At 72.2% G+C, this 25,927-nt stretch carries 21 protein-coding genes; 8 read left to right on the top strand and 13 right to left on the bottom strand.

Features of this window, described 5'->3' with window-relative positions:
* Nucleotides 1–113: 113 nt before the first annotated feature.
* The 5 genes from J2X46_RS19050 to J2X46_RS19030 all read right to left on the bottom strand — a co-directional run bounded on the left by J2X46_RS19050 (nt 114) and on the right by J2X46_RS19030 (nt 11,339).
* Entirely contained in the window at nt 114–8,021 is a 7,908-nt protein-coding gene (locus J2X46_RS19050) for a hypothetical protein (protein ID WP_310253361.1), read from the bottom strand.
* A gap of 209 nt (nt 8,022–8,230) precedes the next feature.
* Nucleotides 8,231–9,019, bottom strand: coding sequence for a SurA N-terminal domain-containing protein (locus J2X46_RS19045; protein WP_310253360.1), 789 nt, complete (start codon nt 9,017–9,019; stop codon nt 8,231–8,233).
* A 78-nt stretch (nt 9,020–9,097) separates the two neighbouring features.
* Complete coding sequence (locus tag J2X46_RS19040) at nt 9,098–9,487, bottom strand: hypothetical protein (protein ID WP_310253358.1); 390 nt, start codon at nt 9,485–9,487, stop codon at nt 9,098–9,100.
* Nucleotides 9,488–9,511: 24 nt separating this feature from the next.
* Entirely contained in the window at nt 9,512–10,252 is a 741-nt protein-coding gene (locus J2X46_RS19035) for a SigB/SigF/SigG family RNA polymerase sigma factor (RefSeq protein ID WP_310253356.1), read from the bottom strand.
* Between the two features lie 109 nt (nt 10,253–10,361).
* Complete coding sequence (locus J2X46_RS19030; protein WP_310253354.1) at nt 10,362–11,339, bottom strand: AraC family transcriptional regulator; 978 nt, start codon at nt 11,337–11,339, stop codon at nt 10,362–10,364.
* Between the two features lie 189 nt (nt 11,340–11,528).
* Between J2X46_RS19030 and J2X46_RS19025 the strand changes: the two genes are divergently transcribed.
* Nucleotides 11,529–11,876, top strand: coding sequence for an ANTAR domain-containing protein (locus J2X46_RS19025; RefSeq protein ID WP_310253352.1), 348 nt, complete (start codon nt 11,529–11,531; stop codon nt 11,874–11,876).
* Nucleotides 11,873–12,586 (top strand): GAF and ANTAR domain-containing protein, encoded by a 714-nt coding sequence (locus J2X46_RS19020; protein ID WP_310253350.1) that lies wholly within the window; start codon nt 11,873–11,875, stop codon nt 12,584–12,586. Before J2X46_RS19025 ends, J2X46_RS19020 begins: the two co-directional genes overlap by 4 nt.
* A gap of 7 nt (nt 12,587–12,593) precedes the next feature.
* Here J2X46_RS19020 and J2X46_RS19015 read toward each other — a convergent pair whose 3' ends face one another.
* The 3 genes from J2X46_RS19015 to J2X46_RS19005 all read right to left on the bottom strand — a co-directional run bounded on the left by J2X46_RS19015 (nt 12,594) and on the right by J2X46_RS19005 (nt 14,565).
* Nucleotides 12,594–13,304: a GAF and ANTAR domain-containing protein gene (locus tag J2X46_RS19015; protein ID WP_310253348.1), complete on the bottom strand. Its 711-nt coding sequence runs from the start codon at nt 13,302–13,304 to the stop codon at nt 12,594–12,596.
* 119 nt (nt 13,305–13,423) lie between these two features.
* Entirely contained in the window at nt 13,424–13,624 is a 201-nt protein-coding gene (locus tag J2X46_RS19010; RefSeq protein ID WP_310253346.1) for a CDGSH iron-sulfur domain-containing protein, read from the bottom strand.
* On the bottom strand, nt 13,621–14,565 hold the full coding sequence (locus J2X46_RS19005; RefSeq protein ID WP_310253345.1) for an iron-containing redox enzyme family protein: 945 nt from the start codon (nt 14,563–14,565) through the stop codon (nt 13,621–13,623). The genes J2X46_RS19010 and J2X46_RS19005 overlap by 4 nt, the downstream gene beginning before the upstream one ends.
* Nucleotides 14,566–14,653: 88 nt before the next feature.
* Between J2X46_RS19005 and J2X46_RS19000 the strand changes: the two genes are divergently transcribed.
* Together J2X46_RS19000 and J2X46_RS18995 are read left to right on the top strand one after the other, a co-directional pair.
* On the top strand, nt 14,654–15,358 hold the full coding sequence (locus J2X46_RS19000; protein WP_310253344.1) for an ANTAR domain-containing protein: 705 nt from the start codon (nt 14,654–14,656) through the stop codon (nt 15,356–15,358).
* A 55-nt stretch (nt 15,359–15,413) separates the two neighbouring features.
* Complete coding sequence (locus tag J2X46_RS18995; RefSeq protein WP_310253342.1) at nt 15,414–15,881, top strand: hypothetical protein; 468 nt, start codon at nt 15,414–15,416, stop codon at nt 15,879–15,881.
* A 16-nt stretch (nt 15,882–15,897) separates the two neighbouring features.
* On the opposite strand, the gene J2X46_RS18990 is transcribed toward J2X46_RS18995, so the two are convergent.
* Nucleotides 15,898–16,548 (bottom strand): ANTAR domain-containing protein, encoded by a 651-nt coding sequence (locus tag J2X46_RS18990; RefSeq protein ID WP_310253340.1) that lies wholly within the window; start codon nt 16,546–16,548, stop codon nt 15,898–15,900.
* A gap of 163 nt (nt 16,549–16,711) precedes the next feature.
* Here J2X46_RS18990 and J2X46_RS18985 point away from each other — a divergent pair, with 163 nt between their 5' ends.
* Nucleotides 16,712–16,867 carry a hypothetical protein gene (locus J2X46_RS18985; protein WP_310253338.1) on the top strand — a complete coding sequence of 52 codons (156 nt, stop codon included), beginning with the start codon at nt 16,712–16,714 and terminating at the stop codon, nt 16,865–16,867.
* A gap of 2 nt (nt 16,868–16,869) precedes the next feature.
* Here J2X46_RS18985 and J2X46_RS18980 read toward each other — a convergent pair whose 3' ends face one another.
* The 4 genes from J2X46_RS18980 to J2X46_RS18965 form a co-directional block, all read right to left on the bottom strand.
* The gene (locus tag J2X46_RS18980) at nt 16,870–17,316 is read right to left on the bottom strand and encodes a hypothetical protein (RefSeq protein WP_310253336.1); all 447 of its coding nucleotides are present in this window, start codon (nt 17,314–17,316) and stop codon (nt 16,870–16,872) included.
* A 266-nt stretch (nt 17,317–17,582) separates the two neighbouring features.
* The gene (locus J2X46_RS18975; RefSeq protein ID WP_310253334.1) at nt 17,583–18,509 is read right to left on the bottom strand and encodes a carbohydrate ABC transporter permease; all 927 of its coding nucleotides are present in this window, start codon (nt 18,507–18,509) and stop codon (nt 17,583–17,585) included.
* Complete coding sequence (locus J2X46_RS18970) at nt 18,506–19,441, bottom strand: sugar ABC transporter permease (RefSeq protein WP_310253332.1); 936 nt, start codon at nt 19,439–19,441, stop codon at nt 18,506–18,508. The genes J2X46_RS18975 and J2X46_RS18970 overlap by 4 nt, the downstream gene beginning before the upstream one ends.
* A gap of 3 nt (nt 19,442–19,444) precedes the next feature.
* On the bottom strand, nt 19,445–20,791 hold the full coding sequence (locus J2X46_RS18965; RefSeq protein ID WP_310253331.1) for an ABC transporter substrate-binding protein: 1,347 nt from the start codon (nt 20,789–20,791) through the stop codon (nt 19,445–19,447).
* A gap of 166 nt (nt 20,792–20,957) precedes the next feature.
* On the opposite strand from J2X46_RS18965, the gene J2X46_RS18960 reads away from it, so the two are divergent.
* Genes J2X46_RS18960 through J2X46_RS18950 form a run of 3 tightly spaced genes read left to right on the top strand, consistent with a single transcriptional unit; the run spans nt 20,958 to nt 25,898 of the window.
* Nucleotides 20,958–22,964, top strand: coding sequence for a beta-galactosidase (locus J2X46_RS18960; protein WP_310253329.1), 2,007 nt, complete (start codon nt 20,958–20,960; stop codon nt 22,962–22,964).
* The gene (locus J2X46_RS18955; RefSeq protein WP_310253326.1) at nt 22,964–23,761 is read left to right on the top strand and encodes a DeoR/GlpR family DNA-binding transcription regulator; all 798 of its coding nucleotides are present in this window, start codon (nt 22,964–22,966) and stop codon (nt 23,759–23,761) included. The genes J2X46_RS18960 and J2X46_RS18955 overlap by 1 nt, the downstream gene beginning before the upstream one ends.
* Nucleotides 23,751–25,898 (top strand): alpha-galactosidase, encoded by a 2,148-nt coding sequence (locus J2X46_RS18950; protein ID WP_310253325.1) that lies wholly within the window; start codon nt 23,751–23,753, stop codon nt 25,896–25,898. The genes J2X46_RS18955 and J2X46_RS18950 overlap by 11 nt, the downstream gene beginning before the upstream one ends.
* The last annotated feature ends 29 nt before the right edge of the window (nt 25,899–25,927 follow it).

Here is a 25,927-nt window from a genome sequence, read left to right as displayed (position 1 = left end):
TGCCCCTCGCCCGAGGAGCGGGTCCCCGAAGACACGGATCTGACACACGAGGTCAACTTTAGTGCCTCGCGTGCCTACGCGAGGTGAACAACGAGAACTCGGCCCCGGGCCGATCAGCCGGGATACCCCCTCAGGTTCCGCCCGCGGTCGAGCCGTACCGCCGAGCCGTTGAGCCATCCCTGACCGGGGTTGGCGGAGCCACCGCGGAGCTCGCACGTGTTGTCGCGGTAGTTGGTCATCTGCGCGCCCAGGCCCGGACCGAAGCGACAGTCGTCGCGACCGGCGTCGCCGTACAGCCGGTTCCAGTGGTCGCGGGGCGCGGCCTGCTTGGACGCCGAGGTCCCGCCGCCGTCCAGGTCGTCGTTCCCGGCCCCGCCGCGTACGACGTCGCGGCCCAGGCCACCGTTCATGTCGTCGTCCCCGGCATCGCCGTCGAGGTAGTCGTGGCCGGTGCCACCGAGGATCTTGTCGGCGCTCGCTCCGCCGCTCATCAGGTCGTCGCCGTCCTGGCCACGCAGCACGTCCTCGCCGTTGCCGCCGGAGATGTCGTCGTCCCCGGCATCGCCGTCGATCTCGTCGACGGCCGTGCCGCCGTCGAGGAGGTCGTCCCCACCGCCGCCGGACAGGGTGTCCGGGCCGTCGTTGCCCCGGACCTGGTCGTCGCCCGACTCGCCGAAGATCGTGTCCGCGAGGATGCCACCCGAGATCAGGTCGTCGCCGGTCCCGCCCCAGAGCGTGTCGGCCCCCTCGTCGCCGTTGACCGTGTCGTTGCCTGCCTCGCCCCGGACGGTGTCGTCGCCGGTGTTGCCCGACAGGGTGTCGTTGCCGTCGCCTCCCCAGATCGCGTCGCCGCCGAAGCTGCCGGCGATCCGGTCGTCGCCCGCGTCGCCGCGCAGCTGGTCGGTCAGGTCACCGCCGTCGACGACGTCGTTGCCCGCGCCGGCGCTGATCACGTCCTCGCCGCCTCCACCGTTGATCGTGTCGGCACCCGCGGTACCAGTGATCCGGTCGTTGCCGTCGTCGCCGTTGACCAGGCCCGTCGTGCCGTTGATCGTGTCGTCGCCGGGACCGCCGCTGACCGTTCCCACCGTCTGGCTAATCGTGTCGTCTCCGGCACCGCCGCTGACGGGGCCGTTGGTCGAGGACACGTCGTCGTTGCCGGTGCCGCCGTCGACGGAGCCCACGGTCCCCGAGATGGTGTCGTTGCCGTCCTCGCCCAGGATCGTCCCCGACGAGGAGGAGATCCGGTCGGCGCCGGTGCCGCCGCGCACCGTGTTGGCGCCGGCACCCGCGTCGATCGTGTCGTCCCCGGCCGCCCCGTCCACCGCGTCGGCCGACTCTCCGGTCGAGATGGTGTCGTTGCCGTCACCGCCGTTGACGTCGTCGATCGCCGCGCCCCCGATGATCGTGTCGGCGCCCGGGCCACCGTTCACGGTGCTGGCACCGGTGCCGGTGTCGATGCGGTCGTCACCGTCGTCGCCGGCGACCGTGTCCGTCCCGGCGCCGGTGGTGACCACGTCGGCGCCGCCTCCGGCCACGACCCTGTCGTTGCCCTGCGCGGTGGTGATGGTGTCCCCACCGTCGGCGCCTGCGACGACGACGGACACCGCGGGGGCCGTCGCGGTGCGGGCACCGGGGCCGTACGCCACGGACGCGGGGGTCGTCACGGTGCCCGTCGGGCCATAGCCCCAGACCACGTCGTCGCCGCCCCTGCCGAGGATCTCGTCCCCGCCCCCGCCACCGCAGATGACGTCGTTCCCGGTGGTGCCAAGAAGATTGCCGGCCGGTCCAGTCTGGTTGCCCGAGTCGCCCCAGACCGTGCAGGTGAACGAGGCGTCGACCCTCAGGTCGAGCGTCGTGCTCGCGCCCGCAGCGACCGACCCGACCGCGCACGTGACGGGGCCGTCAGCGTCGGGCGAGGTGCACCCGCCCGGCAGCGTCCCGGCCAGGGTGAGGTCGCTCGACAACGGCACGGTGACCACCGTGTTCTCCGAGGAGGCCGGACCGCGGTTGGTCACGGTCGCCCTGAGGACGAAGTCGTCGCCCAGCCCGGTCGAGGTGAGTGCCGTACCGCTCGTCGTACGTGCGGCCAGGGTGAGGGCCAGGTCCGGGTCGCCCTGGACCGCCACGATGAAGTCACGTCCCGCGGCGGGGCCGGTCAGGCCGGCGCCGTTGGTGGCGCGCACCTCGAAGCGGTGCGGACCCGCCGGGAGGTCGTTGAAGCCACGCGGCGACGGGCAGGCACCGAAGGCGGCGTTGTCCATCCGGCACTCGTACGTCGCCGGAGCGTCGTCGGCCACGAACGAGAACGACACGTCGGCGGTGGTCACCGTCCCCGACGGCCCGGCCGTGATGGTGACCGTGGGCGGGGTGTTGTCGACGACCCACGCGCGGGTCGCCACACCCGCATTGCCGAACGAGTCCGTGGCCTCGACACGGAAGCTGTGGGACCCGTCGGCGAATCCGGCGAGGTCGACAGGCGAGGAGCACGGCAGGTGGGAGACCCCGTCCAGCCAACAGGTCAGGGTCGCGCCGGGGTCGTCGACGGAGAAGACCAGGTGTGCCGTGCGGGCCGTCGTGGCGGGCGAGGGGCCGTCGGTGAAGGTGACGACCGGCGGCGTGGCGTCGACGAAGAAGTTCCTGCCCTCGGCGCCCCGGTTGCCCGCCCCGTCCGTCGCCCGCACGGAGAAGGAGTGCGGACCGTCAGCGAGCCCGTTGAAGGTCAGGGAGCCCGAGCACGGCTCCCAGGTGCCACCGTCGAGCAGGCACTCGACGGTGGCCGTCACGTCGTCGACGGTCCACGTGTAGGTCGCGGTCCGGCTGGCGTGGTTGCCCGAGGGGCCGGAGGTGATCACCACGTCGGGCTCGGTGCCGTCCACCGTCCACGACATCACCGCGGTCTGCCCGACGTTGCCGGCCGCGTCGGTCGCACGGATGCGGACCGTGTGGGCTCCGTCGGCCAGGACCGGGTCGAAGGGGCTGGCGCAGGCCTGCCACGCACCGCCGTCGACCTGGCACTCCACCGTGCCCGGCTCGCTGACCGTGAAGACGAACCTGCTGCCCGCGACGCTCGTGACGCCCGTGGGCCGCTGCGTGACCGTGACGACAGGTGCCGTCGCGTCCACTGTCCAGGTGTACGTCGCCGGCGTCGGGTCGGCCAGCCCGGCCGCCACGGCCCGCACGCGGAAGGTGTGCGAGCCGTCCGCCAGCGGACCGACCTCGACGCCGGTGGCGCATGAGGTGAAGGCCGCGGCACCGTCGAGCCGGCACTCGAAGGTCGCGCCGGCCGTGTCGGAGCTGAAGGTGAAGGTCGGCGTCGTGTCGTTGCTCGGCGAGCCGGGGCTGTTGTCGATGGTGGTCTCGGGCTCGGGCGTGTCCACCGTCCAGGTCCGCGAGGCGCTCGGGCCCGTGTTGCCCGCCGCGTCGGTCGCCCGGACCCGCACGGTGTGGGCACCCTGGTCGAGGCCGTTGTAGGTGACCGGGCTGGAGCACGCCACGAAGGCCGCACCGTCGAGGCTGCACTGGGTGGTCACCGGGGACTCGTCGACGGTGAAGGTCAGCGTCGCGCTCGTCTGGCTGACCGTGCCGGTGGGGCCGCCCGTGATCGTGACCGTCGGCGCGACGGTGTCGACCACCAGCACCCGCTCCGCGATCGGTCCCGTGTTGCCTGCTGCGTCGGTCGCCCGGATCTGCAGGGTCCGCGTGCCGTCGGCGAGACCGGTGAAGGCGTGCGGCGACGTGCAGGGCGCGAAGGGGCCGGCGTCGACCCGGCAGAACGTGTCGGCCGACTCGCTGACGGTGAACCCGAGGGTCGCGCTCGCGGTGGTGATCGAGCCGGTCGGCCCGCTGGTGATCGTGACGACCGGTGCGGTCGTGTCGACGCGCCACGTGGCGGAGACGATGTCGGAGACGTTGCCCGCGGGGTCGGTGGCCCGCACCTCGAGGACATGGGTCCCCTCGGCCAGCCCGGCGCGGGTCTCGGGTGACGAGCACCCGGCCCAGGCCCCACCGTCCAGGCGGCACTGCACGGTCGCGGTCGCGTCGTCGACGATGAAGGTGACCGTGCCGGTGGTGCCCTGGGCGATCGCAGCCGGCTGGCCGGTGATCGTCACCACCGGTGCGACCGCGTCCACGACCCACGTGCGGGTGGCCTCCGTTCCCTGGTTGCCGGCGGCGTCGGTGGCGCGGACCCGGAACGTGTGCGACCCGGAGCCGACGGCGCCGAGGTTGTCGGGCGACGAGCACGCATAGGGCGCCCCACCGTCGAGCCGGCAGGTGAAGGTGGCCGGCTCGTTCGCGGTGAACGTGAAGGACGACGGTCCGGCGCCCACCGTCCCGGACGGACCGGAGGTGATCGTGGTGGTCGGGCCGACCGTGTCGACGCTCCACGTCGCCTCGGCCGGGGACGGGTCGCGGAGCGAGCCCTGGATCACCGCACGCACCCGGACGGTGTGCGAGCCCTGGCCGAGACCGGTGAGCTGGAGCGGGCTGGCGCACGCCGCGTACGCCGCCCCGTCGACCTGACACTCGAAGGTGACGGGGCTGTCCGGCGAGGTGAACGAGATCGACGCGGACGTCGAGGACACACGGCCGGACGGTGCGGCGGTGATCGTCGTCTCCGGCGGGTCGGTGACCAGCGTCCACTCGCGGGACGCGACTGCGCTGGGGTTGCCGGCGCGGTCGACGGCCCGCACCTCGAAGCGGTAGTCGCCGTCCGGCAGGCCGTCGTACGACACGCTGGTGCCGCAGGGCACGAACGCCCCCGGCACCAGGCGGCACTCGAAGGTCGCCGGCTCGTCGGCCTGGTAGCTCAGCACGGCGGCGAAGTCGGGGTCGACGACGACGCCGGAGGGGCCGGTCAGGTCGATCACGGTCGGGTCGACGGTGTCGACGGTCCACGAGCGCGTGGCGGCCGTCGCGTCGGTCTTGCCGGCGAGGTCGACCGCACGGACGGCGAAGGTGTGGTCCCCCTGCGCGAGCCCGGACAGCACGTGGGGCGTGGAGCAGGCGACGTACACAGCACCATCGAGGCTGCACTCGAACGTCGCCGTCTCGTCGGCGACGAAGGTGAAGGTGGCGCCCGTCGAGGACACGAAGCCCGTCGGACCGGCGGTGATCGCGGTCTCGGGTGCCTTGGTCTCCACCGTGAACGGCACGGAGGTCACGGGCCCGAACGCGCCGCCGGTGGATCGCGCCTGCACCCGCAGCAGGTGCGCGCCGTCACCCAGCCCGGTGAAGGCCTGCTCCTGGGCGTACGCGCCGTTGCCGAGGGGGTCGTAGCACGACTGGCTGCCCAGGTCGTCGTCCGCGCCGTCGAGCTCCCAGCGGAAGCAGTCCGCCCCCGGGGCCGACCACGCCATGGCCGCGGTCCCGGTGGGCAGGACCTGCCGCGGCCGCGACGAGACCGTCACCCACGGGGCGCTGTTGACCCGGAAGGTGCGCGTGGTGACGGGCCCGAACGTGCCCGCGAACGACCTGCCCTGCACCCGCACCCGGTGCACGCCGTCGGCGAGGGACGCGAAGGCCTGTGCCTGGGCGTAGGCGCCGTTGCCGGTCGGGCTGTAGCAGGACTGGTTGTCGAGGTCCGCCTCCGCACCGTCGAGCACCCAGCGGAAGCACTCCGCCTCGTCAGCGGTCCACGAGAAGGCCGCCGCCGCGGTCGGGATGGTCGCGTCGTCGGCCGGGCCCGAGACGAAGCGCGGCCGTGCGCCGAGCGCTGTGTCCACCGTGAAGGTGCGGGTGACGACGGGCCCGAAGGTGCCCGCCACCGTGCGGCCCTGCACCCGCACCGTGTGCGTCCCGTCCGTCAGGTTGGCGAAGGCCTGCACGCGCGCGTAGGCGCCGTTGCCGTTCGGGCTGTAGCAGGACTGGGTCGAGAGGTCGTCGTCGGCGCCGTCGAGCTCCCAGCGGAAGCAGTCGGCCTGGTCGGCGGTCCAGGAGTACGCCGCCGCAGGGCCGGGCACGGTCGAGCCCTGCGCCGGGCCGCTGGTGAACCGCGGACGGGTGGCGTCGGAGGCGTCCACCGTGAAGGTGCGGGTCGTCACCGACCCGAACGCGCCGGCGTCCGACCTGCCCTGGACCCGGAGCACGTGCACGCCGTCCTCGAGCGGGCCGAACGCCTGCCCGAGCGCGTACGCGCCGTTACCGCTCGGCGAGTAGCAGGACTGCGTCCCCAGGTCGTCGTCGGCGCCGTCCATCTCCCACCGGAAGCAGTCCGCACCGGCAGACGCCCACGAGAAGGCCGCCCACGGCGTCGCGATGGTGCCGGACACCCCGGAGGTGAGCTGCGGACGGGTCAGGTCCGAGGTGTCGACCGTGAACGTGCGCGTCGTGACCGCCCCGAAGTCACCGCTCGTGGAGCGCGCCTGCACCCGGAGCGTGTGGGGCCCGTCGACCAGGGTCCCGAAGGTCTGCGCGACGGCGTAGGTGCCGTTGCCGTTCGGGCTGTAGCAGGACTGGCTCGAGAGGTCGTCGTCGGCGCCGTCGAGCTGCCACCGGAAGCAGTCGACGTCCTCGGCGATCCAGGCGAAGGCCGCCCACGAGCTGCCGATCGTGCCCTGGGGACCGACGACGATGTCGGTGCTGGTGGACGACCCCGTCGCGGGGACCAGGGTGAACGTGGTCGAGGCGATCGGCCCGGGGCCGGTCGTGTCCACTCCTCGTACGTCGAGCTGGTGGGCGCCCGCTGCGGCCGAGCCCGTCACGTGGCCCTCGGCGCCGGACCCGCAGGCCTGCCAGTCACCGTCGTCGAGGCGGCACTGGTGGCTCTGGGCGCCGGACGACCGGAAGGCGGCGGCGTACGCCGTCCCCGCGAGGGTTCCCGCCGGTCGCACCTCCCAGGTCACCTGTCGTTGCGGAGCGATCGTGAAGTCGGTGGAGACGACCGGTCGAGCTCCCTGGCCGTCCTGCGGGCGCACCTCGAGCCGCCAGGCACCGTCCTCGAGGATCGGCGAGGTCCACGACCCCTGCTGGCCGTTGCCGCACGACGCGAAGTCCGGCAGCGTCGCCGGGACGGGATCGGTGAGGAAGGCCCGGCACTGGTAGCCGTGCACGCCGGGTGCCCGGAACGTGGCCGACACGACGCGGCCGTCGATGGTCGCCCCCGGGCGCGAGACCCAGTCGACGGAGCCGTCGACCGCCACCACGAACGCGCTCGAGGCGACCGACCCGGCCTCTGCCCCGTCGATCGCCCGGACGTCGAGGCGCCAGGCGCCGTCCTCGAGCTCGGGGCTGGTCCACACGCCGTCGCGACCGTTGCCGCACGAGCTGAGCCCCGGAAGCGGGTCCGGCAGCGGGTCCGTGCGCACCAGCCGGCACTCGTACTGGCTCGCGCCCGCGGCGACGAAGCGCGCCGAGACGGTCCGCCCATCGGTCACGTCCGCCGGCTCCTCGCGCCACGAGATGCCGAGCGGGTCGGCGACCGTGAACGTGGCCGTCGCCACTGGCCCGGGGACCGAGCCGCGGATCGCCCGCACCTGCAGGGTGTGCGGACCCGAGGGGAGCTGGGTGGAGGTCCAGTAGCCGTCGCGGCCGGTTCCGCAGGACGCATACGGCCCGCCGTCCAGCCGGCACTCGAACGACGCGGCGCCGGCGGCGGAGAACGTGGCCGACACGACGCGGGCGGCATAGCTGCCCGCCGGCTCGACGACCCACTGCACGACCGGGACGGAGGTGACCGTCCAGTCTCGCGTCGAGCTCGGACCGGCCCCGCTGCCGTCGCGGCCGCGCACCTCGAAGGTCCAGTCGCCATCGGCCAGCGCGCTGGTCAGGTGACTTCCGGTGACGCCGCAGTCGGCGTACGCCGGCCGCGATCCGGCCGGTGTGCCGGCGGCGAACACCCGGCAGTCGTACGACGTCGAGCCGGGCGCGTCGAACGTGAACGCGGCGTACGGCGTCTCGACCGTCGCAGTGGGATGACCGGTGATGACAGGGGCACCCGGGGCAGCACCGGCGGGCGCTGGCACGAGGGCGAGACCTGAGACGACCAGCAGGGAGGCGATCCACGCGACAGTCCTGGACATGGTGCCTCGCTCACGAGCGTCAGCAAGCCCTACCGAGAATCGACCCGCGGTGGTGTGGTTGGCCGGTCGCGGACCGGATCCGCCCGCGACCTACCGCAGTCGTAGACCTGTGAGCCTGCTGTGCGCATGATCGATTTGCGGTAGGTCGACCTCGCCCGGGTAAAGAAAGCGGCGCCCCACCTCCTTGGGGGTGGGGCGCCGCGCTGTGCTCAGAGGTTGATCGTGATGTCCGCGTCCTTGCGGAGGTCCTTCAGCAGCGACTCGGCGACCTTGCCGACCTGCTCGGAGCGGGCCTGCTCCTCGAGCTGGTCGTGCACCTGGGCGAAGGGCGGGATCTTCTGCCCCTTCTGGCCGGACTGCGCCTGCTGCTTCTTGGCCTGGGCGTAGAGCGCGCGGAGCTCCTTCTCGGTCGGGTCGATCGACCCGTCCTCGTCGGCCGCGAGCTGCTCGACCATGACCTGGGTCTCGACCTGCGAGCGCGCCTGGTCCTCGCTCATGCCCTGCTTCTCGACGGCCTTGAGGAGCTCCTCGGCCGAGCCCATCTGGTTCTGCTTCGCCAGGGTCTCGAGCTCGGCGTCGACGTCGTCGTCGCTGACCTCGATGCCGCGCGAGTCGGCCTCCTGGGAGAGCAGCTCGGTGTCGACGAGCTCGTCGACGGTCTGCTTCTTCAGGGCGTCCTCGTCGGGGGCCTGGCCGCCCATCTGGGCCTGGCTGGTGGCCTGCTGGAAGGCCACCTCGTAGATCGGGACGAACTCGTCCTTGGTGACCTCCTCGCCGTTGACCTCGGCGACCACGTCGGGGATGCCGTCGAGGTCGGGCTCGGCCGCGGCGTCGGCCGAGGAGCTGGCGGACGGGTCGGCCGACGCGGAGGAGTCGTCCGACGCCTTGGAGTCGTCGTCCCCGCCGGCGTTGCAGGCGGTGAGGGTCAGGAGGGCGGCGGCCGCGAGGGCGCCGACGGTGGTCCGGGCAGGCCGGTGGGTGCGGATCGTGTGAGTCATCGCGCTCGACCGTACGCACCGTTCCTGAGCGCCCTCCTCAGGTTCCTCAGGGAGCGGGAAGCAGGCGCCGGAGCAGGCTCAGAGGCGGTCGGGGACGATGAGCGCGTCGGGGTCCTGGCGCACCGGCAGCTGCGCGAGCGCCGTTCGCACGAGGGTCACGCGCGCTGCGACCGCCACCTTCTGGCGCAACCGGCCGACGCCGGTCTCGCCGAGGGTCTCCTCCACCGCGGTCGCCACCTGCGCATCGGTGAACGTGGGGCGGGTGCCGGCCGCGACCTCGATGTCGGGCAGGGCGAGCATCACCGGGAGCACCTGGCTGCCGACGGCCTCGAGGAGGTGGTAGCGGTCGATCTTGCTCATCGCCTCCCAGGCCTCGTCGTCCTTGGCGCGGCGGCGCGCCTTGCCTGCGGCCACGATCTTCGCGGCGGCCGTGACGGTGACGGTCAGCTCGTGCTCGGTGAAGCGCATGCGGCCAGCATGCCCGATCCGCCCTCAGGCGGCGGGCGTCGGCTCGACGAGCCGCTCCTTCAGGTCGGCGAGGATCCGGGTCAGCACGCGGGACACCTGGGCCTGGGTGAGCCCGATGTCCTCGGCGATCTCCTGCTGGGTGCACTCGTCGACGAAGCGCAGCCGGACGATGCGCTGGTCGCGGTCGGAGAGGCGTCGTACGACGGGCCGGAGCACGACGCGTGCCTCCGCGGACTCGATCTCACGGTCCTCGGAGCCGAGCAGGTCGCCCAGCGTCGAGGTGCCGTCCCCGACGGCGCCGTCGAGCGAGGTGGGCGTGAAGCAGCCGTCGGCCGAGAGCGCCTCGACGACGTCGGAGAGGTCCGCCTCGAGGTGTACGGCGACCTCGCTGGGCCGGGGCGAACGGCCCAGCTTCGCCTCGAGCTCGCGTTGCGCGCGGGTGATGCGACGCTGCAGCTCCTGGACGCGGCGCGGCGGCCGGACCATCCAGCCCGCGTCACGGAAGTGGCGGCGCAGCTCGCCGCGCACGGTGGGGACGGCGTACGAGAGGAAGTCGTGGCCGGCCTCGGGGTCGAAGCGGCGCGCCGCCTTGGTCAGACCGAGGAGGGCGACCTGCTCGAGGTCGTCGAGGTCGATGCCCCGGTTGCGGTAGCGCGCAGCCATCGAGCGGGCGATCGGCATGTTCTCCTCGACGAGGGCGTCGGAGGAGGGCGAGGAAGGAGCCGGCGCGAGGGCAGGCTCGGGGAGGATCGACACGGGAACCACGGGTCGCTCCCTTCGGGTGCGGGTGGCGCTCGCCGTGGTCTCCAGCAAGTGACACCTCCACACTCGCATGGTCCAGACCAGTTGCAAAGCCGCAATACGAACCGGGCGCTCAGGTGTGCGAACGGTGCAGCGTGTCGCGGGGGTTCTCGTCGAACAGCTCGCGGTAGCCGGTGGCGAAGCGGCCGGCGTTGTGGAAGCCGAACCGACCCGCCGCCTCCCCCACCGTCACCGACGACCCGTCACGGAGCGCCTGGCGGACCAGGTCGAGCCGCACGCGGCGCAGGTAGGCCATGGGGGTGCAGCCGAGGTGCCGGCGGAAGGCGTACTGGAGGCCGCGCGGGGTGATGCCGCACTCGCGGGCGAGCTCGGCCATGCTCAGGTCCTCGTGGGCCCGGGCCTCGATGACGCGCACGGCCCGACGCAGCGTGGCCGACGTGACGTCACCGAGGTCGCGGGTCGGCGCCCGGAGGTCGTCGTCGGTCACGACGTTGTTGGGGAAGGTCTGGAGCAGCGTGTGCCCGAGCAGGCGCGACGCGGCCGACCTGGCCAGTGGGGCCCGGGCGCCGGGGTAGTCGCGGCTGAGCTGGTCGACGGTCGCCCGCCACTGCGCGCCCGCCGCGGGAGTCCGGGGCACGTAGCTGCTGAACGACACGTGCTCCCAGGGGTAGTCGAGCACCACGTCCTCCACGGCCTGCGTGACGACCTCGGCGGTGAGCGTGGTCGCACGCACCTCCACGCGGTCGCTGGTGCCCGTGAACGGCATGTCCCAGCCCGACATCAGCAACGTGTCCCCGTCGTGGACGCGGTCGGTGCGGTGGTCGCGGGTGTACTCCGACGTGCCGCCGAGCAGGTCGACGACGACGAGGGCGGGCATCGGGTCGGAGTCGAAGGCGATGCGCCCGTCAATGTGGAGGACGTCGAAGGCGAGCGCGCCGTGGTCGGCGCGACTGTGGCGCACGCTGCCCATCGCGCCGGTGAGCCGGAGCGTGGTGCCGTAGGCGTGGTCGAGCCACTGGCGCGCGTCGTCGCCCTCGCCCTCGAAGTCGAAGGCAGCTGGGCTTCCGCGCCGGGAGCCGGACTCCGGCACTGGAGGACCTCCTCGGGCGAGGAGCGGGCGACCCGTTGGCTGGAGTCCCCTCCACCGTAGCCCCCTCCGCGAAGAACCCACCCCGAGGGAGGTGCACGTCGGGGGTTGTCAGACCCCGCCTGTAATGTGGCGGGGCACGATCACGAGCTCCGCCCTGTGTCCGCGGACCGACGTCATGAAAGGTGACGTATGTCTGGGACACACCTGTCGGCCGACGAGCCCGTCCACCCCGCCGATGCCCTGCGCACCGAGATCGCGCAGCTGCGCGAGGCGGTCGCCTCGCAGCGTGACATCGGCATGGCGATCGGCCTGCTCTCGGCACGCTTCGGGTGCAGCACCGAGCAGGCGTGGCGCACGATGCTGCGGGTCTCGCAGGACAGCAACACCAAGGTGCGCCGCGTCGCCCGGGTGCTCGTCGCGATCCACGACGGCACCGCGGACGCGGCTGCCGAGGAGCTCCTCGCCTCGTTCGTGGGACATCTGCCCGCGTCGGGCTGGCACCGAGGGGCGGGTGCGGGGGAAGATCTGGCACCGTGAACATCGATGACGGCGCCCTCGCAGAGAGCCTGCGACGGCTCACCCAGCCCCGCGACGACGACGGCACCATCACCTCCTCGCTCCAACTGGTGGTGAAGGCGTGCGTCGACCTGTTCGGCGTCGGCGGCGCCGGGATCCTGATCGCCGACGAGCAGGACGTGCTCACCTACGCCGCCGCCAGTGACGGCCCCGGCCGGGTCCTCGAGCAGACCGAGGCCGAGGCCGGCGAGGGCCCGTGCACCGAGGCGTTCGTGAAGAACCGGATCGTCACCACCCGCGACGTCACCGCCGAGGCCGACCGCTGGCCGGTCCTCGCCAAGACCCTGGCCTCGCAGCCGGTGCGTGCGGTGCTCGGGGTGCCGGTGCGCCTCGGCGGCGTGCCCGTCGGCACGCTCGACGTCTACCAGGAGCACGTGCACGACTGGGACGACAGCGAGGTCGCCGCCCTCGAGCGCTACGCCGAGGTCATCGCGACCACCCTCGACGCGGCCCTGCACGCCCACACCGCCGGCGAGCTCGCCCGCCAGCTCCAGTACGCCCTCGACTACCGCGTGCTCATCGAGCGCGGGGTGGGCTACCTGATGGCCAAGGAGCAGCTCGACGCGGTCGCCGCGTTCCAGGTGCTGCGCGGCGCCGCGCGCCAGCGTCGTACGAAGATCGGGCTGATCGCCGAGCACGTCCTCGAGACGGGCGCACTCCCGGTCGACTGACCTCCGGTCAGTCGACCGCCTGCTCGGTCGGCTCGTGCGGGATGGCGCGCGTCTCGACGATCTGGGTGGCGACGTCGCGCAGCTTGACGTTGGTGGTCGACGAGAGCCGCCGCAGCAGCTCGAAGCTCTGGTGCTGGTCGATGCCGTAGCGCTCCATCGCGATGCCCTGTGCCATGCCGATGACGTGGCGCGAGCTGACGGCCGTCTGGAGCGTGGTCGCGCGGCGGGCCGAGGAGAGCGCGTTGGTGGCGTGGACGGCGTAGACCAGGGCGAGGTCGACGACGTCGCGGTCGGCGAACCCGCCGGGCTCGGCGCTGTAGAGGTTGAGCGCACCGAGCGGCTCGTCGCGGTCGTTCACCGCGACCGACAGCAGGGAGCGCACGCCCATCTCTGCGGCGCGCGGACCCCACACCGGCCAGCGGGGATCGGTCTCGACCGTCCCGCTGCGCAGCCAGCCGCCGGTGTCGGTGATCTCGACGCACGGCCCCTCGCCCAGGGCGTACTGGAGGGCGTCGGCCTCCTGCGCCACCGGGTCGCTCGTGGCGAGCGTCTTGTGGCCGTTGCGGGAAGTGCGGATGGTGAGGCTCACGAGGGCGGCCTCGGGGACGAGCTCGCGCATCCGGGTGACGATCGCGCGAGAGGTGAGTGCCTCGTCGGGCTCGAGCTGGAGCTCGGCGGCCAGCGCCGCGAACACGGCCGAGGAGTCGTGGGTCGACAATCTAGATCCCTGCAAGATTCGCAGCTGAGACCCGTGTTCTGGAGTCGGGCACAAGTTAGCGAGCCGACGGACCGCCGATCAACGCGACACCGCGCACAGGGTGGATCCGGCTGGAAGCCTCAGCGCCGCGGGACGACCTTGTGCGTGCCGTCGCACCACGGCAGCCGGCTCGACTTCTCGCAGCGGCACAGCGCGACCACCGGACGCTCGACGGCGTGGACCGTCCCGTCCTCAGCCTGCACCGAGGTGGCGCCCCGCACCAGCGCCGGCCCGTGTGGCTGCAGCACGACGTCGGGGTGCGGGTAGGTCTCGTCGCTCACCGCTGGATTCCCCACGACGAGAAGAGCGCCGACGCCACCCGCGCCTCGAGGTCGAGGCAGGTCCAGGCGCCGAACAGGATCTCCGCGGCCTGGTCCGGCTCGTCCTCGGCGAGGGTGCCGCAGATGGCGTGCGCGGCGAGGACCTCGTGGACCGCGTCGGCCTCGACGTGCTCGTCGTAGTACGCCGCCATCGGCCCGTTGAGCTCCAGGCGGGCGAGACCCTGCGAGATCTTGCGCGCCGGGATCGAGCTGGTCATCTCGAAGGCTGCGAGGTGGCCCATCGCCGCGCCGCGGAGCCTGCGGTGCAGCCCGAACATCGAGAGCGCGTTGTTGAGCTCGAGGGTCTCGGGCAGCGCGTCGTCGACGTAGGCGCCGTACTCCGGGCGGAGGCCGACGGCCTCCATCCCCCGGGCGAAGAGCTCGGAGTGCAGGCGGTTCGGGTCGCCGTCGCCGTACTCGTCGAACTGCAGCTCCATCAGCGCCGCCTTGGCCCGGGCGGGCAGCCGTGGCACGACCCACGTGGTCGGGTCGGCCTCCTTGAGCTGGTAGACCGAGCGCTGCCGGACCATCTCGAGCACCTGGTCGCGGGTGGCGTGGCGCCGCACGTGGTCGGCCAGCGACGGCCCCTCATGCGTGGCCACCAGGTCCTCCAGCGCAGCAGGTACGTCGGCCGGACCCGGGTCGGCGCCGGGCCAGCGGCCGCGGAGCCGGTCCTCCAGCGCGGCCTCGAGCCGCTGGCGCACGACCAGGAGCTCCGCGTCCCACTCGGCCGCGGGATCGGCGTCCTCGAAGCCGCGGTAGGACAGCTCGTGGAGCGTCCAGAGCGAGACGGCCTCGTCGTCCCACGACTCGGGTGCGGGCGCGGGCCCGGCACGGCCGGCGGAGGTGAGCTGCGCCAGCAGCCACTCGCTGGCGCGACCGCGCGGCTTGGGAATCCTCATGAGCCGTGGTTCCCCCCGCGCGGCCGGGGCATGCGCGGAATCGCCGCGCGCTTGTCGCCGGACGGGCACCGTGGGACGGTGGAGGGCCATGACCCGCGACACGTTCGAGCGCCAGCTCGCCGATGCGGTGCGCGAGCTGAACGCCCAGTCGGACCCACCGCACACCCTCGAGACGATGGTCGCGATCACCCCCGAGTTCTTCGACTACTGCGACTTCGTCGGGGTGTCGCTGGTCGAGCGCGACCGCATCCGCACCCCGGCCGCCACGAACGAGAAGCTGCGCGAGCTCGACGAGTCGCAGTACGACCTCGGCCAGGGCCCCTGCCGTGAGGCGATCCGCGAGCACGAGACCGTCCTCGTCGAGGACCTCGAGACCGACGACCGCTGGCCCGTGTGGGGCCGCGCGATGGTGACGGAGCTGGGCATCCGGTCGAGCCTGAGCTTCCGGCTGTTCACCCGGCCCGACAACTCGTGGGGCGCCCTCAACGTCTACTCGACCCGTCCCCACGCGTTCTCCGACGAGGACGTCCTGCACGGGCACACCATCGCGGCGATGTCCGCCGTCGTGCTGGCCCGCTCCATCAACGACGAGCACCTGGCCCGCGCCCTGGAGTCCCGCACGGTCATCGGCCAGGCCCTCGGGATGGTGATGGAGAGGTACGGGCTCGACGAGGAGACCGCCTTCAACGTGCTGCGCCGGCTCGCCTCGGAGGACAACCGCAAGCTGCGCGACCTCGCGGCCCAGGTGGTGGCCGACCGCGGCCTCCCGGACGCCGGACCGGCGCTGTCCTGAAGGTCCGCCCGAGGGTGCGTGGCGCCGCTCCCGGCGGCCGTGTGAGGCTCGCTCCATGACCGACCACCCGACGCCTGAGCACCGTCGACCCGACGGCGTCACCGACGCCACCGTCGAGGCGGTCGGCAAGCTCTCGGCTGCGCTGGACCACGTCGAGGACGCCCGCGGCCACCTCTATGCGTTCCATCGGTTGATGGGGAGTGCGGAGAGCACTCTTGAGGAGGCCACGGAGATGGTGCGCGCGGCGGGGCACACCGAGCTCGCCGACGCGCTCGACCGCGAGGCCCTGGGTGCCAACCCGCTGCCGGGCATGTGGTCGTTCCAGATGGTCGAGGAGTTCGACGACGGCTTCTACGCCCGGGCCAAGGGGCTCCACCAGCGCGCGCTCGACGAGCTGCTCGAGGGGCGGCGCCACGTCTTCGAGGCGGAGATGAAGGAGCTGCGCCGCACTCGCGGGCGCGAGGGCCACGAGGCCACGCCGGGTGACGTCGAGGGCGACCCCGAGTACGACGACCGGGGCTAGCCGGTCCCTGCCTCGGTCAGGCGAGGAGGGTCCGCGCCACCTGAGCGGCCTGGGCCTCGGTCACGCCGGCACGCGCGGCCGCCTCGCACAGGACGAGGTACGCGTCGTCGGTGGTGACCCCGAGTCGCGCGGCGACCACCCCGACCGCCACGTCGACCAGGCGCTGGCGACGCAGCCGTTCGGGTGCCTCCTCCGCCCGGTGCAAGGTCTCGAAGCCCAGGTCGGCGTTGGTCACGGCACCGCCCTGCCACCCTCCGAGCGCGTCCACGAGACCGTCGAGCCGACCGTGGAACGCGTGCGCGGTCGAGGCGTAGAGGTCGATGGTCAGCACCGCCCGGCCCTCCTCGACGACCGGCAGCGAGACGGTGCTGCGGATCCCGTCGAAGGCACGCTCCCTGGCCATCTCGGCCCATCCCGACTCGTCGAGGGCGTGCGGGTCGCCGTCCTCGGGCACCCCCGCGTCGTCACCGTCGGACCTGCCCGGCGCAGAGTCGTCGACGAGGGTGAAGGTGAGGTCCTCGTCGAGCAGCGTCACGCTGAGCGCGACGCACTCGGGCACGGTGCGTACGGCCCAGCCCTCGATCACCCGGAGCAGGACCTCGACGTCGTCGACCGCTGCCGTGGCGTACTCGTCCAGTGCTTCCCTGCTCTGGGGCAGCAGCTTCATGGATTCCTTCGAGTCGGTGCAGCGAAGACACCGATGCTGCTCCTCGGCCACGAGGGGCCACCACACCCGGCGGGGCGTGGGCGGACGGCGCTACTGATCGCAGCCGCAGTGGGTACGGGAGATGCGCTCCACCCGACGACCCCCACCCGGAAGGAGATCCTCGATGACCACCCCCGGCCAGACCCCCGAACCGTCCACGGACCCGCAGACGCACCCCGACACCGACCCGGTCAACGACCCGGCGCACGACGCCGGCCCCGACGACGGCTGGACCTCCGAGGGAGGGGCCACGCCGGAGGGGCCGGCGACCGACGACTGACGTCAGCGGTTGGCGCAGACCAGGTCGGCGGTGAGGGCGTCCTCCGACGACAGCTTCGCGTCCGGGCCGCAGACGAGGTCGAGCGGGTCGGCGGCCTTCTCGACCGTGGCGACCCCCTGGTCGAAGGCGGGCACGACGTCCGCGCACGCGTGCTCGAGGCCGATCCGGGTCAGCGCGGAGGTGGCCGTGTCGCCACTGAGGGCGAGGTGCGCGCTCCACGCGCCGGCGTCCGTGCGCTGGCAGTCGACCGCTGCGCTGGCCCGCAGGGCGTCGAAGTCGAACGTGTCCGCACCGAGCTCGTCCTCCACGGCGGCCCGCCACGCGGCGGTCGCCTCGTCCTCCTGCTGGGCCGCCTTCTCGGCGGTGGCCGGCGTCGCGTCGGACTCGCCGCCGGAGCAGGCGGAGAGAGCGGGGACGAGCAGGGCCAGGGCGAGGACGAGAGCACGCATGCGAGCAGGCTAGGAGCGATCTGCGCGCCTCGTCCGGGGTTCGTTACTGATCAGTACGTGATGCTGGCAACACCACGCCGCACCAGACCGCTGGTTGAGCAGGGCGCTCTGGCGCCCGTGTCGAAACCAAGGCCCAGCGGTGACCTTGGTTTCGACACGCTCGCTGCGCTCGCTGCTCAACCGGCGGAAGGCGCTGCGCTCGCTGCTCAACCGGCGGAAGGCGCTGCGCTCGCTGCTCAACCGGCGGAAGGCGCTGCGCTCGCTGCTCAGCCCTTGGTCGAGCCCAGGGTCAGGCCGGAGACGAACTGCTTCTGGAGGGCGAAGAAGACCACCAGCACGGGCAGCGCGACGATGATCGAGCCCGCCGCGACGAGGTTGGTGTCGGTGAAGAACTGGCCGCGCAGGTTGTTGAGCGCGGAGGTCACCGGCAGCTTGTCGCCCTGCTGGATGAGCACGGTCGCCCAGAAGAACTCGTTGTAGACCCAGGTGACCTGGAGGGTCGCCAGCGCCGCGAGGGCAGGGCGTACGAGCGGCATGGTCAGCTGCCAGTACTGCCGCCACACGCTCGCCCCGTCGAGCTCGGCGGACTCGTAGATCTCGTAGGGCAGCGTCTTCATGTAGTTGCTGAGGACGAAGGTGCAGAAGCCCATCTGGAAGGCGGTGTTGACCAGGATCAGTGCCCAGAAGCTGTTCAGCAACGAGCCGGAGTCGCTGAGGAAGTACGGCACCGGGATCTGGCGGAACATCCGGAAGACCGGGATCAGCAGGGCCTGCGGGGGCAGCAGGTTCGCGGCGAGGAAGACACCGAGCAGGGTCAGGTTGAAGCGGTAGCTGAAGCGGGCCAGCACGAAGGCGACCATCGAGGACAGCCACAGCGTCAGCAGCACCGCCGGGATCGTGACCAGCAGCGAGTTCTTCATGTGGAGCCCGAAGTCGGCGCGGGTCCAGGCGTCCACGTAGTTGGAGAAGGTCCAGCCGCCGAAGGAGAGGTAGCCGTTGGCCTGGGTGTAGTCGTACTCCCGGAAGGAGTTGACCAGGGCCCACAGCAGCGGGAACAGCCAGGCCAGGGCGAGCAGGGCCATGATCACGGTGGCGACCGTGCCGCGCCGACGACCCAACGCGATGCCCTGCGAGCGGGCGGGCGGGGCAGTGGTCACCGGCGGTGCGGTCGCGACCGGGGTCTCGTAGGTCATCCTCGACGCTCCTCTCGGAAGACGGTGCGCAGGTAGATGGTGATGAAGACCGACGAGATCAGCATCATGATCACCGCGAGCGCCGAGCCGAAGCCGTACCTCGTGGCCTCGCCGATGACGTTCTGCGCGACGAGGGCGCCGATCACCTCGAGCCCGTTGCGGCCCTTGTTCACGATCCACACCAGGTCGAAGGCGCGCAGCGACTCGATCACCACGATGACGATGACGATCAGGTTGATCGGACGCATCACGGGCAGGATCACGTGGAAGAAGGTCTTCACCTCGTTGGCGCCGTCGACGGCCGCCGCCTCGCGCAGGCTGGCGTCGACGCCCTTCAGGCCGGCCAGGTAGATCAGCATGATGTAGCCGGTGTGGCGCCAGGACGTGGCCGCCAGCACCGCCCAGAGGTTGACGTCGGGGTCGCCGTACCAGTCGACCTGGGTGCCGAAGACGTCGTTGATCAGGCCCTGGTCGCGGGAGTAGAAGAGCTGCCAGATGAAGCCGATGAGGGCCAGGGACAGCACGACCGGCATGTAGAAGGCCGTCTGGTAGAAGCGGCTGCCCTTCATCTCACGGTCGAGCACCACCGCGAGCAGGATGCCGAGCGGCGTGGGGATGAGGAACAGGAAGCCCAGCCAGATCAGGTTGTGCTGGATCGCCGGCCAGAACGGCGGGTAGATCGTGGCGATGTCCTGGTAGTTCTGGAAGCCGACCCACTCGATGGTGTCGATGTCGCCGAAGCCGTTCCACTTCCCGAAGGACAGCGCAACCGATCCCAGCGCCGGCAACCACACGAGGAAGAGCACCAGCAGGAGCGGCACCGTCACCATCACGATGACGGTCAGCCGGTCCCTGGCGGGCAGACGCTTCTCCTTGCCGGGGGTCGGCGCCGCAGCACGCTCCTGCTGCGGCGCCTCGTCGATGTGTGCCATGGCTCAGCCGAAGATCGAGGCGGCCTGCTCCTGGATGCTGGCGGTGACCCCGTCGATGTCGTCGGGGTTCTTCAGGAACTCCTGGATGGACGGGATCATGACGGTGCTGGCGAAGTCGGCGTTGGTGTCGCGGTCCATGAACTGGGCGATGTTGGCCGCCGCACCGACGACCTCGGCCGACTTCTTCTGCAGGTCGCTGTAGGTCGAGGTGCTGGCGCCCGAGTTGGCGGCGATGAACGGCGCGTCGGCAGCGTTGTTGCCGGCGTCGGCCGCGGCCGCACTGCCGAGCCACTTCGCCATCGCCTTGCCGGCGTCCTGGTTCTTGCCCGCCGCCGCGACGCAGAAGCCGTCGATGGGGGCGTCGAGGGCGTCGGAACCGATGGAGGAGTCCAGCTCGGGGAAGGTGAAGAAGTCGAGGTCCTCGCCGTTCTCACCGAGGGCGTCGACCACGAAGGTGCCGAGGAGGTACATGCCGCAGTCGCCCTTGCCCATCGACGTGGCGGCCTCCTGCCACGTGCGACCGAGCGGGTCCTCCTGGTGGTAGGGCAGCAGCTTGCGCCAGGTGTCGAACACGAGCTTGACCTCGTCGCCGTCCCACGCCTCGTCGCCGGCCATCAGGCTCATGTGGAAGTCGAAGCCGTTGAGGCGCATGTTGAGGATGTCGAAGGTGCCCATCGCCGGCCAGCCGTCCTTGTCGCCGAAGGCGAACGGGGTGATGCCCTTGCCCTTCATGTCGTCCATCAGCGCCATGAAGTCGTCGTTGGTGCTGGGCGCCTCCCAGCCGTTCTTCTCGAAGACCGACTTCCGGTAGAAGACCGCCCACGGGTAGTAGCTGATCGGCACGAAGTACTGCTTGCCGTCGGCGGCGGTCGAGGCCTGCTTGAAGGAGTCGTTGAGGCCGTCGATCGGCCACTGGTCGCTCAGGTCGGTGATCAGGCCGTTCTCGGCGAACTGCGCCATCCGGAAGCCGGCGAACCAGGTGAACACGTCGTCGGGCGTGCCCTGGAGGTAGGTGTTGATGCTCTCCTGGAAGGTGTTGTGGTCGACCGCGTTGAGCGCGACCTTGGTGCCCGACTCCTTCTCGTAGGCCTGGGCGATCGCCGCGAGCCGGTCGTGGGCCGCGCCCACGCCCTCGGCCTCGTTGATGCCGAACTTCACCGTCGCGCCCGACCCGGAGGCCGGGCCACCCGAGTCGCCACCGCACGCGGCGAGGAGGCTGGCACCGCCGACGGCGAGGCTGGAGAGAGCGGCGCCGCGGAGCACCGTGCGGCGGGTGGCCGCCATGGTCACGAGGGCAGACCGGGGCACGGAGGTGCCGCCGAGGGCACCGGTGGAGCGGGGTCGGGACACGGGGACCTCCAAGACACAGAATCAAACAGGGAACGACAGCATGTGACGGCTGACACAGCCGCGTCAAGCCTCAAGATGTCGATATCGGGGTTTGAAGTCCACAAATTCCAAACAAAGTCACCGTCGAGCCGTTGACTTGTGATGCGATGCTCGTCACAGTTCTGGCATGCCGACTCCACTGCCCGTGCTCGCCTTCGGGGGCGACTACAACCCTGAGCAGTGGCCCCGGGAGGTCCAGGAGGAGGACCGCCGCCTGATGGGCGAGGCCGGGGTCGACCTGGTCACGCTGGGCGTCTTCTCCTGGGCCTTCCTGCAGCCCGCCCCCGACCGCTGGGACTTCGGCTGGCTCGACGAGCAGATGGACGAGCTGCACGCCGCCGGCATCCGCGTCGACCTGGCCACCGCGACCGCCTCGCCCCCGCCGTGGCTGACCCACCAGCACCCCGAGATCCTCCCGGTCACCCAGGACGGGCGCACGCTGTGGCCGGGCGCCCGCCAGGGCTACTGCCCCAGCTCGCCCGTCTTCCGCGAGCACGCCCTGACGCTGTGCCGCACCCTGGGCGAGAGGTACGCCGACCACCCGGCGCTGGCGCTGTGGCACGTCTCCAACGAGCTCGGCTGCCACAACGCCCGGTGCTACTGCGACGTCAGCGCGGCCGCGTTCCGCGACTGGTTGCGCCGCCGCTACGACGACGACGTCGACCGGCTCAACCACGCTTGGGGCACCGCCTTCTGGTCCCAGCGCTACGGCGACTTCGAGCAGGTGCTGCCGCCGCGGGTCGCGCCAGCGTGGGCCAACCCCACGCAGCAGCTGGACTTCGCGCGCTTCTCCTCCGACCAGCTCCTCGACAACTTCGTCGCCGAGCGCGACGTGCTGCACGAGGTCTCGCCCGGGGTGCCAGTGACGACCAACTTCATGGTCATGCGCAACACGGTCGGGATGGACTACCTGCGCTGGGGCCGCGAGCTCGACGTCGTCTCCAACGACCACTACCTCCTCGGCGAGGACCCCCACCCCCACCACGAGCTCGCGTTCAGCGCCGACCTCACCCGCGGCACCGCCGGCGGCCGGCCGTGGATCCTGATGGAGCACTCCACCAGCGCGGTCAACTGGCAGCCGCGCAACATCGCCAAGCGGCCCGGAGAAATGAAGCGGTCCAGCCTGGCCCACGTCGCGCGCGGCGCCGACGCCGTCCTCTACTTCCAGTGGCGCGCCTCGAAGGCGGGCGCGGAGAAGTTCCACTCCGGCCTGATGCCGCACGCCGGCACCGACACCCGCCTCTGGCGCGAGGTCTGCGAGCTCTCCGGGATCCTCGACTCGATCGAGGAGGTCGCCGGCAGCGCCCCCCGCAACAGCACGGCGATCCTCTTCGACTGGGAGGCGTGGTGGGGCTGCGAGCTCGACTCGCACCCCAGCGTCGACGTGCGCTACCGCGAGCGCGCCGAGGACTTCCACCGGGCGCTCACCGCGCTCGGCGTCGGCGTGGACGTGGTGCACCCGGGCGCCGACCTGTCGTCGTACGACCTGGTGGTGGTGCCGACGCTCTACCTCGTCACCGACGAGGCAGCCGCCTCGATCGCGGCCGCTGCCGAGCGTGGGGCGACCGTGCTGATCACCTACTTCAGCGGGATCGTCGACGAGAACGACCACGTCCGCCTCGGCGGCTACCCCGGCGCGTTCCGCGACCTGCTGGGCGTGCGCAGCACGGAGTTCCTGCCGCTGCGCTCGGGCGAGACCGTCCGGGTCGAGGGCCTCGACGACGGCGGCCTCGACGCCGACACGTGGACCGAGGACCTCGAGCTGGCGGGCGCCGCCGCCGTGGCGTCGTACGCCGACGGGCCGGCGCAGGGCCTCCCGGCCATCACCCGGCGCGATGTCGGCAGCGGCGCCGCGTGGTACGTCGCGACCCGCCTCTCGCCCGAGGGCACCGACCGACTCGTCGCGCAGGTCGTCGCCGAATCGGGCGTGGAGCGGCTGCCGGGCGCCGGGCCCGACGTCGAGGTCACCCGGCGGGTGGGCGAGGACGCGTCCTGGCTCTTCGTCCTCAACCACGGCGAGGCCGACGCACCGGTCCCGGTGACCGGCACCGACCTGGTCAGCGGCCGGTCGGTCGACGGCGACCTCGTCGTGCCCGCGGGCGGCGTGGCCGTGGTGCGCGAGGCGGGGGCCTGATGCTCGCGGCGCAGCGCCGGAGCCTGATCCTGGCCGAGCTGAGCCGCGGCGGCACCGTGCGCGTGACCGACCTGGTCGACCTGCTCGGCGTCTCCGACATGACCGTGAGGCGCGACCTCGTCTCGCTCCACCGCGAGGGCCTGCTGGAGAAGGTGCACGGCGGCGCGCTCGCCGTGGCGGAGCCCTCGTCGTCCGAGCCCGGCTTCGCCGCGAAGTCGGTGCAGCGGCTGCGGGAGAAGGAGGCCATCGCCGCCCGCGCCGCGGAGTACGTCCACGCCGGCATGGCCATCGCGGTCTCGGCCGGCACGACCACGCACGCCCTCACCGAGCACCTCGCGAAGATCCCCAACCTCACGGTCGTCACCAACTCGGTGTGGGTCGCCGACGTGCTGCACCGCAACGGTGACAGCACCACCTCGGTCCTGCTCACCGGCGGCCTGCGCACGCCGTCGGACGCCCTGGTGGGGCCGGTCGCCGTGTCGTCGCTGCGCACCCTGCACGTCGACGCCTTCTTCATGGGCGTGCACGGCATGGACGTCCGCGCCGGCTTCAGCACCCCGAACCTGCTGGAGTCCGAGACCAACCGCGCGATGATCGAGCGCTCGCGCCGGCTCATCGTGTGCGCCGACTCCAGCAAGTGGGGCGTGGTGGGTCTCAGCAGCATGGCCTCGTTGTCGGAGGCGTCGGTCCTGGTCACCGACGCCGGCCTGTCGGCCCAGGCGAGCGGCATCCTCGCCGACCATGTCGACGAGCTGGTCCTGGTCAACACCTCGGGAGAGAACACGTATGACGGCTGACGCCTTCGCCCCCGTCCACCTGAACCGGCGCGGGGTGAGCGTCGTCGTCGCGTCCGACGACGACGGCGTGCCCGTGCTCCTCCACTGGGGCGCCTCGCTCGGCGACCCGTCCCTGGAGGCGCTCGCCGACCTCGTCGCGGCGCGCCGGCCCGGCGTCTCGCACTCGGCCTACGACCGACCACGCACGACCGGCCTCGTCCCCGAGGTGACCAAGGGCTTCAGCGGCACGCCGGCCCTCGAGGGCCACCGCGTCGGCGGCGAGTCGGCCGCGCTCCCCCGCCTGTCGCAGTGGTCGTGCGAACCCGACGCCGACGGGCCCGACACCGGCGTCCGCCTGACGGGCATCGACGAGGAGGCCGGGTGGTCGGTGGAGGTCCGGCTGCTGCTCAGCGACGCCGGCCTGCTGCGCGCCCGCACCGCGGTGACCAACACCCGCGACGGCGTCCTGCACCTGGCCGGCGTACGGACTGCGCTACCGGTCGGCGCGCACGCGAGCGAGCTGCTCGACCTGACCGGGCGGTGGTGCCTGGAGCGGGCGCCGCAGCGCCACCCGTGGGTGCAGGGCACGCACCGTCGCGACGGCCGGCACGGCCGCACCGGCCACGACGCAACGCTGCTGATGGTCGCCGGCACGCCCGGCTTCGGCTTCTCCCACGGCGAGGTCTGGGGCGTGCACACCGCGTGGAGCGGCGACCACACGACGTACGCCGAGCGCACCGCCGAGGGCGACTGCCTGCTCGGCGGCGGCGAGCTCCTCGCGGCGGGCGAGGTCGCGCTCGAGCCCGGCGAGACCTATGTCGGGCCGTGGCTGCTGGGGTCGTGGTCGGGCGAGGGCCTCGACCCGATGAGCCACCGGCTGCACGACCACCTCCGGGCCCGGTCGCCGCGCTCGCGCACCGAGCGGCCGGTGGTCGCCAACACGTGGGAGGCGGTCTACTTCGACCACGACCTCGACCGGCTGACCCACCTCGCCGACGTCGCGGCCTCGGCCGGTGTGGAGCGCTTCGTGCTCGACGACGGCTGGTTCCTCGGCCGGCGCGCCGCGACCGCGGGGCTCGGTGACTGGACCGTCGACCCCGAGGTCTGGCCCAACGGCCTGCACCCGCTGGTCGACCACGTCCGCGGGCTCGGCATGCAGTTCGGGCTCTGGGTCGAGCCCGAGATGGTCAACCTCGACTCCGAGGTCGCCCGCGACCACCCCGAGCGCGTCCTGCGCGGCCACTCAGAGCCGCCCGCGTCGTGGCGCGACCAGCAGGTGCTCGACCTCCAGGACGAGGCGGCGTACGCCTCCGTGCGCGACGCGCTGCTGGCGCTCCTCGACGAGTACGACATCGCCTACCTCAAGTGGGACCACAACCGCGACCTCACCGACGCCACCCACGGCGGTCGCCCGGCGGTGCACGGGCAGACGCTGGCGCTGCACCGGCTCCTCGACGAGCTCCACACGGCGAACCCGACGTTGGAGATCGAGTCGTGCTCGTCGGGCGGCGCCCGGGTCGACGCGGCGATCCTCGAGCACACCGACCGGATCTGGCCGAGCGACACGATCGACCCGCTGGAGCGCCAGTCGATCCAGCGGTGGACGTCGCTGCTCGTGCCGCCGGAGCTGATGGGCTCGCACGTCGGCGGCCCGGTCGCGCACACCACCGGACGCTCGCACCGGCTCGGCTATCGCGCGGCCACCGCGCTGCTCTACTCCTTCGGCGTCGAGTGGGACGTGACGGGTCTCGACCCGCTCACCCTCGACGCCCTCGGCCGCTGGATCGAGCTGCACAAGCAGGTGCGCCCGCTCATCGGCACCGGCACCCTCGTGCACCCCGACCACGCCGACCCCGGCGTGATGGTCACCGGTCTCGTCGCCGCCGATCGCTCGGAGGCGTGGTACGTCGTCGCGACGGTCGCCTCGACCGCGACCCAGCACCCGGCCGCGCTGCGGCTGACCGGGCTCGACCCCGATCGGACCTACCGGATCGCCGATGTGACCGCCACCGCCGACCAGCACGACATGGGCCTCACCCCGTGGTGGGCGGCCTCCGGCGAGCAGGCGCTTCCGGGTCGGGTCCTCGCCACCGCTGGGGTGTCGCTCCCGGTGATGGCGCCGGAGTCCGCACGCGTGCTGCGCCTGGTCGCCACCTGAACCACCGGCCGGGCGGTGCGTGAGACAGG

Source organism: Nocardioides sp. BE266, from assembly GCF_031457855.1.
In the GTDB taxonomy this organism is placed as follows: domain Bacteria; phylum Actinomycetota; class Actinomycetes; order Propionibacteriales; family Nocardioidaceae; genus Nocardioides.
Note: the sequence above shows the minus strand (reverse complement) of the source record. Positions and strands in the feature narration are given on the sequence as shown.

Bases quoted from the DNA above. Each gene is read 5' to 3' on its own strand.
- J2X46_RS19050 (WP_310253361.1), bottom strand. From the start codon at position 8,021: ATGTCCAGGACTGTCGCGTGGATCGCCTCCCTGCTGGTCGTCTCAGGT.
- J2X46_RS19045 (WP_310253360.1), bottom strand. From the start codon at position 9,019: ATGACTCACACGATCCGCACCCACCGGCCTGCCCGGACCACCGTCGGC.
- J2X46_RS19040 (WP_310253358.1), bottom strand. From the start codon at position 9,487: ATGCGCTTCACCGAGCACGAGCTGACCGTCACCGTCACGGCCGCCGCG.
- J2X46_RS19025 (WP_310253352.1), top strand. From the start codon at position 11,529: ATGTCTGGGACACACCTGTCGGCCGACGAGCCCGTCCACCCCGCCGAT.
- J2X46_RS19005 (WP_310253345.1), bottom strand. From the start codon at position 14,565: ATGAGGATTCCCAAGCCGCGCGGTCGCGCCAGCGAGTGGCTGCTGGCG.
- J2X46_RS19000 (WP_310253344.1), top strand. From the start codon at position 14,654: ATGACCCGCGACACGTTCGAGCGCCAGCTCGCCGATGCGGTGCGCGAG.
- J2X46_RS18995 (WP_310253342.1), top strand. From the start codon at position 15,414: ATGACCGACCACCCGACGCCTGAGCACCGTCGACCCGACGGCGTCACC.
- J2X46_RS18990 (WP_310253340.1), bottom strand. From the start codon at position 16,548: ATGAAGCTGCTGCCCCAGAGCAGGGAAGCACTGGACGAGTACGCCACG.
- J2X46_RS18985 (WP_310253338.1), top strand. From the start codon at position 16,712: ATGACCACCCCCGGCCAGACCCCCGAACCGTCCACGGACCCGCAGACG.
- J2X46_RS18980 (WP_310253336.1), bottom strand. From the start codon at position 17,316: ATGCGTGCTCTCGTCCTCGCCCTGGCCCTGCTCGTCCCCGCTCTCTCC.
- J2X46_RS18975 (WP_310253334.1), bottom strand. From the start codon at position 18,509: ATGACCTACGAGACCCCGGTCGCGACCGCACCGCCGGTGACCACTGCC.
- J2X46_RS18970 (WP_310253332.1), bottom strand. From the start codon at position 19,441: ATGGCACACATCGACGAGGCGCCGCAGCAGGAGCGTGCTGCGGCGCCG.
- J2X46_RS18960 (WP_310253329.1), top strand. From the start codon at position 20,958: ATGCCGACTCCACTGCCCGTGCTCGCCTTCGGGGGCGACTACAACCCT.
- J2X46_RS18955 (WP_310253326.1), top strand. From the start codon at position 22,964: ATGCTCGCGGCGCAGCGCCGGAGCCTGATCCTGGCCGAGCTGAGCCGC.
- J2X46_RS18950 (WP_310253325.1), top strand. From the start codon at position 23,751: ATGACGGCTGACGCCTTCGCCCCCGTCCACCTGAACCGGCGCGGGGTG.